The 14,283-nt window shown below is 62.9% G+C and carries 8 protein-coding genes; 2 read left to right on the top strand and 6 right to left on the bottom strand.

Going from position 1 to position 14,283, the window contains the following annotated elements:
• The first annotated feature begins 384 nt into the window (after positions 1–384).
• Entirely contained in the window at positions 385–3,972 is a 3,588-nt protein-coding gene (locus J2W46_RS22875) for an indolepyruvate ferredoxin oxidoreductase family protein (protein WP_310356455.1), read from the top strand.
• A 97-nt stretch (positions 3,973–4,069) separates the two neighbouring features.
• On the opposite strand, the gene J2W46_RS22870 is transcribed toward J2W46_RS22875, so the two are convergent.
• Positions 4,070–4,774, bottom strand: a complete 705-nt coding sequence (locus tag J2W46_RS22870; protein WP_310356452.1) for a copper homeostasis protein CutC — start codon at positions 4,772–4,774, stop codon at positions 4,070–4,072.
• A 44-nt stretch (positions 4,775–4,818) separates the two neighbouring features.
• The gene (locus J2W46_RS22865) at positions 4,819–6,087 is read right to left on the bottom strand and encodes a sensor domain-containing phosphodiesterase (RefSeq protein WP_020067163.1); all 1,269 of its coding nucleotides are present in this window, start codon (positions 6,085–6,087) and stop codon (positions 4,819–4,821) included.
• Positions 6,088–6,543: 456 nt separating this feature from the next.
• Between J2W46_RS22865 and J2W46_RS22860 the strand changes: the two genes are divergently transcribed.
• A complete protein-coding gene (locus J2W46_RS22860) occupies positions 6,544–8,193 on the top strand; it encodes a Na+/H+ antiporter (RefSeq protein ID WP_310356448.1) in 1,650 nt (549 codons plus the stop codon).
• A gap of 67 nt (positions 8,194–8,260) precedes the next feature.
• On the opposite strand, the gene J2W46_RS22855 is transcribed toward J2W46_RS22860, so the two are convergent.
• The 4 genes from J2W46_RS22855 to J2W46_RS22840 all read right to left on the bottom strand — a co-directional run bounded on the left by J2W46_RS22855 (position 8,261) and on the right by J2W46_RS22840 (position 13,982).
• The gene (locus J2W46_RS22855) at positions 8,261–9,568 is read right to left on the bottom strand and encodes a solute carrier family 23 protein (RefSeq protein ID WP_088173253.1); all 1,308 of its coding nucleotides are present in this window, start codon (positions 9,566–9,568) and stop codon (positions 8,261–8,263) included.
• 166 nt (positions 9,569–9,734) lie between these two features.
• Positions 9,735–11,300, bottom strand: coding sequence for a methyl-accepting chemotaxis protein (locus J2W46_RS22850; protein ID WP_310356440.1), 1,566 nt, complete (start codon positions 11,298–11,300; stop codon positions 9,735–9,737).
• A 397-nt stretch (positions 11,301–11,697) separates the two neighbouring features.
• The gene (locus J2W46_RS22845; RefSeq protein ID WP_310356438.1) at positions 11,698–12,360 is read right to left on the bottom strand and encodes a DUF2239 family protein; all 663 of its coding nucleotides are present in this window, start codon (positions 12,358–12,360) and stop codon (positions 11,698–11,700) included.
• Between the two features lie 83 nt (positions 12,361–12,443).
• Complete coding sequence (locus tag J2W46_RS22840; protein ID WP_310356435.1) at positions 12,444–13,982, bottom strand: sensor domain-containing diguanylate cyclase; 1,539 nt, start codon at positions 13,980–13,982, stop codon at positions 12,444–12,446.
• Positions 13,983–14,283 lie beyond the last annotated feature (301 nt).

The following is a 14,283-nucleotide window of genomic DNA, read 5'->3' as shown; positions in this document are numbered from 1 at the left end:
ACTGGGCGTCGCCATGCGCTAACAAAGGCACGAGCGATTAGCTCGCAGGCGGCGGTATGCAGCAATGCGTGCCGCCGCCCGATATCTTCCGGCACCCCCGTCAAAACATGCATCAGCGTGTCTGCCTGGATGCATGCAGCACACCGTCCGACGCACCAGGGCATACCCGAATCCCCCGTTCGCGTGGCATATCTATCTCAAAAGAGGCTTAAAACCGGGCGCTCCTCGCGCTCATTCGCCGACGTCAAAGCAAAGTAGAAAAAATCCACTCCGATTGGCGCTAAAAAATAGAGTCTCTTTCGCTGCGGCCCCCCAACGTCTGCCCGAGGACGCGCGCCGAAGATACAAACAGCATCCATCACGTATGGGATTGGAGACTCACCTATGACCGCTCGCCTGCCCATCGACGGCACGCCCGCTCTTTCCGACTACAAGCTGTCCGACAATCTCACTGCGACGCGCGGCCGGATTTTCCTGACCGGCACCCAGGCGCTGGTGCGCCTCGCGCTCATGCAACGCTCGCTCGACCGCGCGCGCGGCATGAACACCGCGGGCTTCATCAGCGGCTATCGGGGTTCGCCGCTCGGCATGGTCGATCAGCAATTGTGGAAAGCGAAGAAACTGCTCAGCGCGAGCGATATTCGCTTTCTGCCCGCCATCAATGAAGAACTCGGCGGCACCGCCGTGCTCGGCACGCAGCGCGTGGAAGCGGACCCGGAGCGCACCGTCGAAGGCGTGTTCGCCATGTGGTACGGCAAGGGCCCCGGTGTGGATCGCGCGGGCGACGCGCTGAAGCATGGCAACGCGTACGGCTCGTCGCCGCACGGCGGCGTACTGGTCGTAGCCGGCGACGATCACGGCTGCGTGTCTTCGTCGATGCCGCATCAGAGCGACTTTGCGATGATGGCGTGGCACATGCCGGTCGTGAATCCGTCGAACATTGCGGACATGCTCGAATTTGGGCTGTACGGCTGGGCGCTGTCGCGGTTTTCGGGCGCGTGGGTGGGCTACAAGGCGATCTCCGAAACAGTCGAATCCGGCTCGACGGTCGATCTGGATGCGCTGCGGACCGACTGGAGCGCGCCGGAGGATTTCGAAGCACCCTCGGGTGGCCTGCACAATCGCTGGCCCGATCTGCCGAGCCTCACCATCGAATCGCGCATGCACGCGAAGCTCGACGCCGTGCGTCACTTTGCCAAAACCAACAGCATCGACAAATGGATCGCGCCGAGCCCGCATGCGAACGTGGGCATCGTCACATGCGGCAAGGCGCATCTGGATCTGATGGAAACGTTGCGCCGCCTCGACCTGACCGTCGCCGATCTCGACGCGGCCGGTGTGCGCATCTACAAAGTCGGCCTGTCGTTCCCGCTGGAAATGACGCGCATCGACACGTTCGTCGAAGGGCTTTCCGAAGTGCTCGTGATCGAGGAGAAGGGCCCCGTCATCGAGCAGCAGATCAAGGACTATCTGTACAACCGCACGCAAGGCGCGCGGCCGGCCGTGATTGGCAAGCAGGCGCAAGACGGCAGCATGCTGCTCTCGTCGCTCGGCGAATTGCGGCCTTCGCGCATCTTGCCCGTGTTCGCCAACTGGCTCGCAAAGCACAAGCCCGCATTGGATCGCCGCGAGCGTGTAGTCGATCTGGTCGCGCCGCAGATTCTCTCCAACGCCGCGGACAGCGTGAAGCGCACGCCGTATTTCTGCTCGGGCTGTCCGCACAACACGTCGACGAAAGTACCCGAAGGCTCGATTGCGCATGCAGGCATTGGCTGTCACTTCATGGCTTCGTGGATGGAGCGCGACACGACCGGCCTCATTCAGATGGGCGGAGAAGGCGTGGACTGGGCGTCGCATTCGATGTTCACGAAGACGCGCCACGTCTTCCAGAATCTCGGCGACGGTACGTACTTTCACTCCGGTATTCTCGCGATCCGTCAGGCGGTCGCGGCGAAAGCCACCATCACGTACAAGATTCTCTACAACGACGCCGTCGCGATGACGGGCGGCCAGCCCGTGGACGGCAGCATCTCCGTGCCGCAGATCGCGCGTCAGGTGGAAGCGGAAGGCGTATCGCGCTTCGTGGTGGTCAGCGACGAGCCGGAGAAATACGACGGCCATCACGATCTTTTCCCGAAGGGCACGACGTTCCACCACCGTAGCGAAATGGACACCGTGCAGCGCGAGTTGCGCGACACCGACGGCGTGACCGTGCTGATCTACGACCAGACGTGCGCCGCAGAAAAACGGCGTCGCCGCAAAAAGGGCGAATTCCCCGACCCCGACAAGCGCCTTTTCATCAACGAAGAAGTCTGCGAAGGCTGCGGCGATTGCGGCGTGCAGTCCAATTGCCTGTCGGTTGAACCAGTGGAAACAGCATTGGGGCGCAAGCGTCGCATCGATCAATCGTCGTGCAATAAAGACTACTCGTGCGTGAACGGTTTTTGCCCGAGCTTCGTGACCGTCGAGGGCGGCAAACTGAAAAAAGCCGCGGGCGCCGCGTTCGATCCGCAAGCATTGGCTGAACGCATCAACGCGTTGCGGCTGCCGGCGACGCAGCTCGATGCCGCACCGTACGACATCCTGGTGACGGGCGTCGGCGGCACGGGCGTCGTGACGGTCGGCGCATTGATCAGCATGGCTGCGCATCTGGAAGGCAAGAGCGCGTCGGTGCTCGACTTCATGGGCTTTGCGCAAAAGGGCGGCTCGGTGTTGTCGTTCGTGCGCTTTGCCGCACGCGACGAGTGGCTCAACCAGGTTCGCATCGACACGCAGCAAGCGGACGTGCTGCTCGCCTGCGACATGGTGGTCGGCGCGAGCGCCGATGCATTGCAGACGGTGCGTCATGGCCGCACGCGCATCGTCGTCAACACGCATGCCATTCCGAACGCGACGTTCGTGCAGAACCCGGACGCCACGCTGCATGCCGACGCGTTGATCGACAAGATGCGCCATGCAGCCGGCGCCGAGCGCATGTCGACTTGCGACGCGCAGGCGCTCGCCACGCGTTTTCTCGGCGACACTATCGGCGCTAACATTCTGATGCTCGGTTATGCGTGGCAGCTTGGTCTCGTGCCCGTGTCGTTCGGCGCGTTGATGCGCGCAATCGAACTGAACAACGTAGCCGTGCAGATGAATCAGCTGGCGTTTTCCATCGGGCGGCTCGCTGCAGAAGACCCGGCCGCGCTCGAATCGCTGTGGCAGGCGCGGCACGCCGCGAAGCAGACGGTGCGCGTCGATACGCTCGACGAACTGATTGCGCATCGCGAAGGCCGTCTGCAAATTTACGGCGGCGCAAGCTATGTGAAGCGCTATCGTGCGCTGGTCGATGCTGCGCGTCGCGCGGAAAGCGCGGTCGACGCAAACAGCGAACGCGTGACGCGTGCGGTTGCTACGACGTTCTATCGTCTGCTGGCGGTGAAAGACGAATACGAAGTTGCCCGCCTGCATACCGATGCCGCGTTCCGCGAAGCGCTCGAGGCGCAATTCGAAGGCGTGGCCGGCAAGGACTTCGGCATCAAGTTCAACCTCGCGCCGCCCGCACTCACGCGCGCGCAACCCGGTGCAAATCCGACGAAGAAAACCTTCGGCCAATGGATGTGGCCGGTGCTCGGCGTACTTGCCAAGGTGCGCGGCCTTCGCGGCACGATGCTCGACCCGTTTGGCCGCACGCTCGAGCGCAAAATGGAGCACGAACTCGCGGACGACTACGAAACCACGTTGCAGCGAGCGCTTGCCAAGCTTAACGCCGATACTCTCGACGACGTCGCGAAGCTCGCCGATCTGCATGCCCGTGTGCGCGGTTATGGCCATGTGAAGCTCGCGAATCTCGCGGGCGTGAAGCGGGGCGAGCGCGATCTCGTCGCGCGTCTGCAGATCGAAGCGGCGACGGGAGCGTCGGTTAAAAAGTCGCTGGAGGAAGTGAAAGGCGCCGGGCAGTTGCGCGGCATTCCCGTGGTAGTGGCGAAGTAAGCGCTACGCTCCGCCAAGCTTGCCCACGCCTACAGAAAAGCCGCTCGTGCACATGCACGTAGCGGCTTTTTTTCTGCCTGGCGATTGATGCTGCACGCTAGCTTTTCCCTTGGGCATCCAGCAATGCCCTCACCTGCGCGACCTTTGCGCTTTCGACCGGGGCGAGTCCGTTACCGCCCGCGCGGACGCCCGACCCGAAGTGCACCGCTTCGACTCGCGTCCTGCTCACGAAGCCTGCAACCGCATCGACAGTCAGACCCGCGCCTGCCAGCACCGTGCAGCGCGACCCCGCCGCCTGGCGTGCCAGTTCGCGAATCGTCGCTTCTGCGTCGAGCACCGAGGGCTTGCCGCCCGAGGTCAGCACATTCGTCACCGCATCGAAACCGAGCAGCACGTCTAGCGCTTTTTGCTGATCGCGAGCTTCGTCGAACGCACGATGGAAAGTGATCGCGAGATCACCGGCGGCGTCGATCGCACGCGCAAGTTGTTCGCGGTCGATCTCGCCATCCGCGTTCAACATGCCGATCACCACACCGTTCGCGCCCGCCGCCTTCACCGCTTGCACGTCGCGCAGCATCACCACGAAGTCGTCGGCGTCGTAGACGAAAGAACGGCTGTGAGGGCGCACGATCACATTAACGGGAATGCTGACCGCATCGACCACCGCTTCCATCAAGCCGATGCTAGGCGTCAGTCCGCCCTCGCCCATCGCGGTCACGAGTTCGAGCCGGTCGGCGCCCGCTTGCGCGGCGAGCCGTGCGTCGGCAACAGTAGTGGCAATGACTTCGAGTAGAACGGACATGAGCGCAGCCGGGTGTCGTTGAAAACGACATCATCGCAGAAGCGCTATTCGTCGATCCAGTCGATGTCGCCGCACAGCACGCAGGTCTGCGCCCCGACGCGCGTCGCCACCGACAACGTCACGCACGGCAACGCTTCGTTGATCGACAGATACGGACGCGTCACATGCACGCGCTCGGGCGAGTTGATTGCATCGCGAAAGTACGGACGACGCAGCCAGTTCGCGCCTTGCGCATCGGCAAGCGGCAGGAAGCGCGTCTCGTGCGCCGCGCGATCGGCCCGCAGCACAACGTTGCGCCCCGCCTGGCGCCCTTTCGCGTCGAGCAGAAAGCAGCGCGCGGCGTGATCGAGCGCGAGAAAATTCCAGCACACTTCTTCGAGCGGCTCGCCGGCAGCAAGCCGCTCAGCCGCGCGTTCGAATGCGCGCAGATAGGGAGCGAGGCGGCTCGCGGTGCGGCGCTCGTGTGCTTCCGTCTGATCGCGATAACGTTCGGTTAGCTCGCCGATGCAGGTCGCCGCGTGCGTTGCGTCGGCCGCCCCCGGGTTCGGGCGTCCAAAGAAAAACCCTTGAACGAAGTCGGCGTTGCAGGCAAGCGCCATTTGCGCCTCGTGTTCCGTTTCCACACCTTCGACAAGCACGAGCTTGCCTGCTTCATGCAGCAACGCGACGAGGCCCGGCAGAATCGTTCCCATGTCGGCCCGATGCGCCGCGTGCGAGAGCATGATGCGATCGAGCTTCACAATGTCCGGATTCAATTGCCAGATGCGCTCGACGTTCGAATGTCCCGCGCCGAAATCGTCGAGTGCGATCAGGAAGCCGCGCTCGCGGAACTGGCGTACGGCATCCGCGAGACGCTCCAGATCTTCAGCGCGCTGCTCGAGCACTTCGAGCACGATGCGCCTGGGAGACAAGCCGAGGCGCTTGAGCGTAGCCAGTAATGCAGCGGACAGATACGGATCGGTGAGCGCGCCGGGGTGCACGTTGAGGAACAGCCACTCGCGTTCGGCGCCTAGCACCTTGAAGTTTTCCAGGTGCAGCGTCTGCGCGAGACGGTCCAACTGCAACACATCGCCCACGCGCGCCGCCTCGCCGAACACGTCGAGCGGCGAAACCGGCCGGTCGAGCATGTCGTGCGCGCGCAGCAAGCCTTCATAGCCGACCGCCCGCATATGCGACAGACTGAAGATGGGTTGAAACACGCTCGTGAGCGTCAGCTCGCCGTGCTGCACCGAGAAGCGTTCCAGGCCGGACGTCATTTCGACGTCGAAACCGTGGCGCGCGCTGGCCGTCCTTTCCTGTTGCGCAATCGTCATGCAATCCTCTCACGCGAGAGCCGGGCCGGTCGAACGCGGGTGCGAACAACCCACGGCGCCATTGCTCCAAAATGTGCGTCATCGATATGGCTTAAGCAAGCTCCATGCGCGCGCTCGCGCACATAGCCATGTAACTCGCGTGAAAGATTGCACCGGCGGCATCGCACGTGCGCCACGGCAGGGCGCGGACGCACCTTTAGCGTGCAGCGACGATTAGCTGATCTTGCGGAACGCGAAGCGGCCCTCGCGGAGTCGCTAAGCACGCTGCGCGGCGCGGTCACGCTGCGCAGGTCAAACTCACAAGCTAAACTCGCGGTCTACGCATGGCGCCCGCGCTGCGCCGCGCGGCGCACGCCGACGCGCCATATGCCGCTTGCGCGCCGGCCTTACGAGGTGCGACGCGCCGGCGCAAAAACCTTTGTCCGCCTCTCCGTTATCTTCCCAAGTCTCGTACCGATGGAAATTGTCTTCACCGTATTGATTCTTCTGCTTGCCGTGGCCGGGTCGGGTGTCGTGACCCGCCTCGCGCCATTGCCGTTGCCGCTGGTTCAGATCGCAATCGGCGCGATGCTCGCCTGGCCGAAGCTCGGATTGCACGTCACGTTCGATCCGGAAATCTTCATGATGCTGTTCATTCCGCCGCTGCTGTTCGCGGACGGTTGGCGCATTCCGAAGCGCGAATTTTTCATGGCGCGCCGCTCGATCCTGATGCTCGCGCTCGGCCTTGTGTTCATGACGGTGCTCGCCGTCGGCTACTTCGTGCATGCGCTGGTACCGTCGATGTCGCTGCCCGTCGCGTTTGCACTTGCCGCCGTGTTGTCGCCGACCGATGCGGTCGCACTCTCCGGCATCGCGGGCAAGGGCAAGATTCCAGGCAGGCTCATGCACATCCTGGAAGGTGAGGCGTTGATGAACGACGCCTCCGGCCTTGTCGCGCTGAAGTTCGCGATTGCCGCCGCGCTCACCGGTGTCTTTTCATTGCGCGACGCGTCGATCAGCTTCGTGATCATCGCGGCGGGCGGTCTCGCAACGGGCGCAGCGGTGAGCTGGCTCTTCAGCTTTATCGCAGTGCGCTTTCTGAATCTCGCCGAAGAAGGCGACCCTGCGCCCGGCGTCATCATGACGTTGCTGATTCCATTCGCCGCATACCTGATCGCAGAACGCCTTGAACTGTCGGGAATTCTCGCAGCGGTCGCGGCCGGCATGATGATGAACTACACGACGCTTGCGACGTCCGGGCCGGTGGCATCGCGAGTGCGCGCGAGCAGTACGTGGACCATGATCGAGTTCGTCTTCAACGGGATGGTGTTCATTCTGCTGGGGCTTCAGTTCCCGCACATTCTCGGACGCGCGCTGCTCGATGCGCATGAAACGAGCAACGCGCAAGTCGGGCTGCTGATCGGCTACATCGCGGCCGTTGCGGCGGCGCTCTACACGATGCGCTTTGTGTGGGTCTGGTTGCTGCGCTGGTTCGCGAGCCGCGGCGCGGCGCGCCAGGGCGTCGCGAACGCGGTGCCCGGATTGCGCACGGTGGGGGTCACGACAGTCGCAGGCGTGCGCGGCGCTGTGACATTGGCAGGCGTGTTGTCGCTGCCGGAGATGCTGCCGGACGGCCCACCGTTGCCTGGGCGCGACCTCGCGATATTCATCGCGTCAGGCGTGATTCTGTTGTCGTTGCTCGTTGCTGTCTTCGCGTTGCCGCTGCTATTGCGCGGATGGCGGCGCGGCAAAGACCCACATGCAGCGGAAGAAACGCTTGCACGCGTGATGGCCGCGCAAGCCGCCATTCGTGCCGTTGACGACGTGCATGACAAGGAGTGCGCGAACCTCGACGAATCCGCCTCGGCATATGCGGCCGATGTCACCGCGCGCGTGATGGACATTTATCGTCGCAGGCTCGCCGCACTCGGCGAGGAGCGGGAACCGCGCGAGATGGCACGGCGCGCCGATGCATTGGAATTTCGCATGAAGCTCTCGGCGATGCGCGCGGAGCGTCAGGTGCTTCTCAGCTTGCGCAGCAGTCAGGCGATCAACGACGAGACGTTCAACAAGCTCATGCGCGAAGTGGATCTGTCGGAGACGGCGCTGACCGCGCGCAGGAAGTGAAGTCGGCTACCGCTCGAGTTGCGGCGGCGTCCCTCGCCTGAAGGTACGCGCGCCGCCACGAAAACCGTCAGGCCACCGGGCCTTGCGCAGGCTTCCTTCTGAGCAGCGCGTAAAGAATGATCGCGCCGAAAGTCGCGGTGCCGATGCCGCCAAGACCGAAGCCGCCAAGCTTCAACGAGAAGTCGCCTGCGCCGAGTACCAGCGTGACAGCAGCCACGATCAGATTGCGGTTGTCCGAGAAGTCGACCTTGTTGACGACCCAGATGCGCGCGCCCGTCACCGCGATAAGGCCGAACACCACAATCGAAACGCCGCCGAGCACCGGACCCGGAATGGTCTGGATGACCGCGCCGAACTTCGGCGAAAAGCCCAGCACCAGCGCAATCAGCGCGGCAATGACGAACACCAGCGTCGAATAGATTTTGGTCACCGCCATGACGCCGATGTTTTCAGCGTACGTCGTCACGCCCGTGCCGCCGGCGAAACCCGAGACGACTGTCGCGAGCCCGTCGCCGAGAAATGCGCGGCCGATATAGCGGTCGAGGTTCTGCCCCGTCATTGCACTTACCGCCTTGATATGGCCAAGGTTTTCAGCGACGAGAATCACCGCGATCGGCGCGAGCAACGTCATGGCCCGCATATCGAACACAGGCGCCGTGAAGTGCGGCATACCGAACCACGCAGCGTTGGCCACGATCGAAAAGTCGATGGGCTTGCCCATGCCGAGGCCATTCGTCACGATTGCGTAGATCACATACGCCATCAGCAAGCCGACCAGAATCAGCAGACGCTGCAGCATGCCGCGCCCAAACACGGCAACGGCGCCGACGCACAGCACGGTGACCAGCGCCATCCACGAATCGAAGTTGCTGCCGCTCACGCCGCGCACCGCGATAGGTGCGAGATTCAGACCGATCACGCAGACGATCGCACCGGTCACGACCGGCGGCATCAGCGTTTCGATCCAGCGCGTGCCGACCGCCGACACGATTAGCCCGATGATCGCGTACACCACGCCGCACGCGATGATGCCGCCCAGCGCGAGCGGAATGTTCATATTCGGCCCGTGGCCGCCGTAACCCGTGACTGCGATCACGAGACCGATGAACGCGAAGCTCGAACCGAGATAGCTCGGTACGCGGCCTCCGACCAGCACGAAGAACAACAGCGTGCCGATGCCCGACATGAAAATGCAGAGGTTCGGATCGAAGCCCATCAGCAACGGCGCGAGCACCGTCGAGCCGAACATGGCGACGACGTGCTGAATGCCCATCGCGAACATCTGCGGCCACGCGAGGCGCTCGTCGGTGCCGACGATGCGCCCCTCGACGGCGTCTGGCTGTGCGCGCCAGCGGGGGAAATAGGAATCGGCCATCGCGGGGGTTCTCCTCTAGTCGGCGTTTTTCATGACGACGGCGCAAAAAACAAACGCCGTGCGGGAATTACGCGCGAGTGTACGGAGTGCCATTGGAGGTGGCAAGCGTGAACAAGATGGCGTGCAGTCAGTTGAAACGGCACGTCGCGCGATGACGTGAATCCGGTCAGCCCCGCGTCGCTTCGAGCGAAAACGCAGTCACCGCTTGCTGCAGCTGTCTCGCCTGATCCGCCATCGACGAGGCCGCCGCCGCAGCCTGCTCGACGAGCGCGGCGTTCTGCTGGGTCACGTCGTCCATTTGTGCGACGGCGCGGTTCACGCCCTCGATGTCCGTGCTTTGCTCCTGCGACGCCGACGAAATCTCGCCCATCAGGTCCGTCACGCGTCTGATCGCCTGAGTCACTTCAGCCATCGTCTGGCCGGCCCGCTCGGCGAGTTCCGCGCCGCTGCCCACGCGTGCCGTCGAGCTTTCGATCAGTTCCTTGATCTCTTTCGCCGACACCGCGCTGCGCTGGGCAAGCGAGCGCACTTCGCCCGCGACGACCGCGAAACCGCGCCCCTGTTCGCCGGCGCGTGCCGCTTCGACCGCTGCGTTGAGCGCCAGAATGTTGGTCTGAAACGCGATGCCTTCGATCACCGCGATGATATCGGTCATGCGTTTGGAGCCGGCCGCCAGTTCGCGCATCGTTTCCACGACATCGTCGACAAGACCGCTGCCGCGCGCGGCCACTTCGGATGCACCCTGCGCGACGCCGCCCGCTTGCTGCGCGTTTTCGGCGTTCTGCTTCACCGTCGAAGTTAGTTGCTGCATGCTCGACGCCGTTTGCTGCAAAGCTGCAGCCTGCTCTTCAGTGCGCTGCGAGAGGTCGGTGTTGCCTTGTGCAATCTCGCCTGACGCGGTCAGAATGGATTCGCTCGATTCGCTGATGCCCGACACGATCGTGGCGAGCCGCTCACGCATGTTGCGCAGCGCGTAGAGCATGCTGTGCGTGTCGCCGGCACGGGTCTCGACGCGCACGCTGAGATCGCCGTCGGCGATACGGTTGGCGAGTTGCATTGCGTAGTCCGGCTCGCCGCCCAACTGACGCGACAAACGCCGCGCGATCATCGCGGCAAGCAGGCCGCCCGCGGCGATCGCACCCAGCACCAGCGCGACCATCGCAACGCGCATGCGCTGATATTCGCTGGCTGCTTCCGCCTGCGCGTCGTTGCCTTGTTGACGGCGATAGTCGATCAACGCCGTGATGCGATCGCGCAATGCCTCGCTTGACGCAATCGCGCGGCGCACGAGTTCGTCGTTGTCGACGCCGGCAGGAATCGGCGCGAGTCCGATCTGCTGATGCACGATAGCTTCCCACTCCGCCGACTTGCCCAGCACGTCGTCGAACATCTGGCGGCCTTTTGCGGTGACGATAGTCGCGCGGTATTGATCGTAGCCCTGATGCATCAGCTTGAGCGAGCCGACGATGCTGTCCTTCAGCTTCTGGCGCCCCGCGTCGTCTTTCACATAGCCGAGATTTGCGGCGGCGAGGTCGGCGTCGATCTTGTGGCGGTTCGCCTCTTCCAGCCAGTAAAGGCCGTCCATGTATTTGTCGCAGATCGCATCGGTGATGTCATGCATCGACGACAGCGTTTTTAGCGAAGTGCCGCCGATCACCACGCAAAATCCAATCACAACGGCAAAGGCCAGCAGCAGTTTCCTGAACACGGTCATGCGGTCGAACCACTTCATTTGAACATCCTTCGGAAGTCACAACGGAATGCTCGCTGCTGCTCCGTCGCAACCATGTCGCGACTCGTCGCGAAGAGTCATGCATGCAGGACGTGGAGGCGCGGCAGCGCTCACCTTCCTTTTACGGCGCTGACGGCGTGGACCTGAAGCGATAAATGCCAGGAATAAGCGGGACAGGATAATGTAAGGAATGCCTGGTAGACGGCACTGTGATGAACGCACATGCGTGCGTTTGAGATTCGTCCGATAGAAGCGTGTTCATTCGCCTCTTAGACTTCTCCTGCTGCGTGGACCTCATGTAGCGCATGCGATGTTGTTGTAACTCTCCGACTTTTCCGCTCACGCTCGAACGAGTGTGAGCGGTTTTTTTTCGCCTGTGCGCCGCGTTTGATGCGATTCACATTGGCGGTTCGAACGCGTTGCCGGCGAGCCGCAATGCGTAGACGCGGACGTCTTCGGGCCATCCGGCGATTTTCTTTTCGAAGCGTGGTTGATCGCCTGCATAGAGCGCGCGAGTGGCGTCTTCGTAATCCGGCAGGTTGCCGGCTACCGCCGTCATGAACCGATACGCCGCTTCTTGCGCCGCACGTTTGCGCTCGCGCTGCTCGCCAGTTCCGCGCGCCGTCTCCACGAGCTTGCGCAACGCGACCGACGCGCCGCCCGGCTGCGCGTTCAGCCAGTCCCAATGACGCGGCAACAAGGTGACTTCGCGCGCGACGACGCCCAGCTTGGGGCGTCCGCGACCGCGTGGTGTGTCGGGCTCGGCGTCTTCGTTGCTTGCGTTGCTGTTTGCATGGTTGCTTGCATCGTTGTGCGGATGAGCAGCGGACGACTCGCGAACCAGGCGCGCGACGATTTCTTCGGCAGTACCGCGCAGATCGAATTCGACCGGGGCGGCCGTGGCGTCGTCGAAAACGAGAATGGGCGCTTGCTCGCCTCGCTCGATCACCCCCTTGACGGCAATCGCGACTGCGGGCAACTCGCCGGAGGCGATGAGGCGATGGCCTTCGAAGGCCGTGCAAGTGGTGCCGGTAGTGCTGGTAGTGCGATGCGTGGTCACGACAAACTCCGATTGGGAAGTTGTCGAATTATATCCGGGTTAAATTAGAAAGCAACATATTACCCGGATAATATTAACCGGCCTCAATGGCCGGCCACCACCGTGAAAGCGCGGCCCGGTGCCAATGCGTAGGTTCCTGTAGTTCGGTGCGACACGACGCGGTTGCGGCCGCCGTCTTTGGCCGCATACAAAGCCTGATCGGCCGCGTTGACGAGCGCGCGACTCGTCGTGAACGCCTCGCCTTGCGTAGTGGCTACGCCGATACTGATCGTCAATACGTGGTGCGAACTCGCCACATGCCCGAGCGCGAGTGCCTGGACCGCTGCGCGGATTTTCTCTGCAATGCAGAGGGCGCCCGCTTCGTCGGTGTCCGGCAGCAGAACGGCGAACTCTTCGCCGCCGTAGCGCGCCGCCGTGTCGCCGGGACGCCGCACCTCGTGCGTGATGCATTGAGCTACCGCGATCAGCGCGTCGTCGCCGGCCGAGTGCCCGTACAGGTCGTTGAAGCCCTTGAAACTATCGACGTCGATCAACAGCATGGCGAGCGATCCGTCGTTGCGCTGCGCGCGGCGCCATTCTTTCTCCGCGGCTTCCTCGAAGGTGCGGCGGTTGTCCATGCCCGTGAGACCATCCGTTCGCGCGAGCCTGTGCAACTCTTCTTCGGCGAGAAGACGGCGCCGCATCTGCTGCGCGAACAGCACGGCAAGCGCGATCAGCGTGAGATCGAGCGCGCCGATCAGCGAGCCGATGATCCATGCCCGCCGCCGCCAGCCGACGTAGATGTCGCGCGTGGACAGCGCGACATCGAGAATCAGCGGATACATGTCGATATGGCGAAACGCGTACCAGCGCTCGACGCCGTCGATTGCCGCGGTGCCGAAGAAGTCGCCGCTCGGCTGCGCGGCGAAGCGGGAATAGTTGGAGGTACCCGTCAAGTTGATGCCGATCGTCTTTGGATCGTACGGACGCCGCATCAGCATCGTGCCGTCGCTTAGCATGAGAGCCATCGAACCGCCGGCGCCGAGATTCATCCCGTTGAAGAGGCTGCGGAAATATTTCAGCCGCATGGTGCCGACCACCACGCCGCCGAAGCTGCCGTCCGGCCGCGAAATACGCCGGCTCAAGCCGATGCTCATGTCAGTGCCCGTTGCACGTGGCATGAACGGGTGACTCACGTACAGACCTACGTTGGGCGAATCGCGATGCACCTTGAAGTAGTCGCGGTCGGCGAGATAAACATGGCGCGGCGTGACGGACTGCGAATCGAACTTGATATAGCCGGTTTCGTCGATCACGAGAATCGAGCCCATGTCTTTCGCGGATGCCGAACCGTCGAACAACACCATCTGACGCAGCGAAGGCTCCAGTTGAAGCACGCGTGGCTGCTTGAGCCCTTCGATCACCGTGCGTATCGACAGGTCGTAGATCTCCAGATTGCGCGACACGTCACGCTCCACCAGCAACGAGACGTTGAACACAGAATCTTGCGCGCGCCGCAATGCGTCGTCGTGCATCTGCGCCAGCACCCACACTGCAATGGCGAGGATCGCGCTGGCCAGCACGCCACTGATCGCAATGATGATGTTCGGACGACGCGTGACCATTGAGTTCGGTTTGGGCATGCGCGGTCTCACGCGCTAAAGGAGGAAGAGACGCGTCCATCGGGGATCGCGTATGGCGAACCCGTAGCGTAACAGAGGTCATCCTTACCCAAAGGATCGAAAAGACGGGTTTTTAGTGCCTAGTGCGCGTTTATGAGGCGCTTGCGATTCGCTTGCGGAGGCGCTTGTGAATCGCTTACGCGGCGGACCCGACGCTATGCTCTATGCGGATTTCATGAGAAGTCCGTAATGGATTACCCCGCCCTCCTAAAGTCCGCTCTGCGCGGCCCGATAACCAGTAAATGGGATGCCGGTTTCGTGC

The sequence above is a fragment of the Paraburkholderia strydomiana genome (assembly GCF_031456815.1).
GTDB lineage: Bacteria > Pseudomonadota > Gammaproteobacteria > Burkholderiales > Burkholderiaceae > Paraburkholderia > Paraburkholderia caledonica.
The sequence above is the reverse complement of the archived record's forward strand: the minus strand, read 5'-3'. Positions and strand labels throughout refer to the sequence as shown.

Coding starts and splice junctions, on each gene's coding strand:
- J2W46_RS22875 (WP_310356455.1), top strand. CDS start 385: ATGACCGCTCGCCTGCCCATCGACGGCACGCCCGCTCTTTCCGACTAC.
- J2W46_RS22870 (WP_310356452.1), bottom strand. CDS start 4,774: ATGTCCGTTCTACTCGAAGTCATTGCCACTACTGTTGCCGACGCACGG.
- J2W46_RS22865 (WP_020067163.1), bottom strand. CDS start 6,087: ATGACGATTGCGCAACAGGAAAGGACGGCCAGCGCGCGCCACGGTTTC.
- J2W46_RS22860 (WP_310356448.1), top strand. CDS start 6,544: ATGGAAATTGTCTTCACCGTATTGATTCTTCTGCTTGCCGTGGCCGGG.
- J2W46_RS22855 (WP_088173253.1), bottom strand. CDS start 9,568: ATGGCCGATTCCTATTTCCCCCGCTGGCGCGCACAGCCAGACGCCGTC.
- J2W46_RS22850 (WP_310356440.1), bottom strand. CDS start 11,300: ATGAAGTGGTTCGACCGCATGACCGTGTTCAGGAAACTGCTGCTGGCC.
- J2W46_RS22840 (WP_310356435.1), bottom strand. CDS start 13,982: ATGCCCAAACCGAACTCAATGGTCACGCGTCGTCCGAACATCATCATT.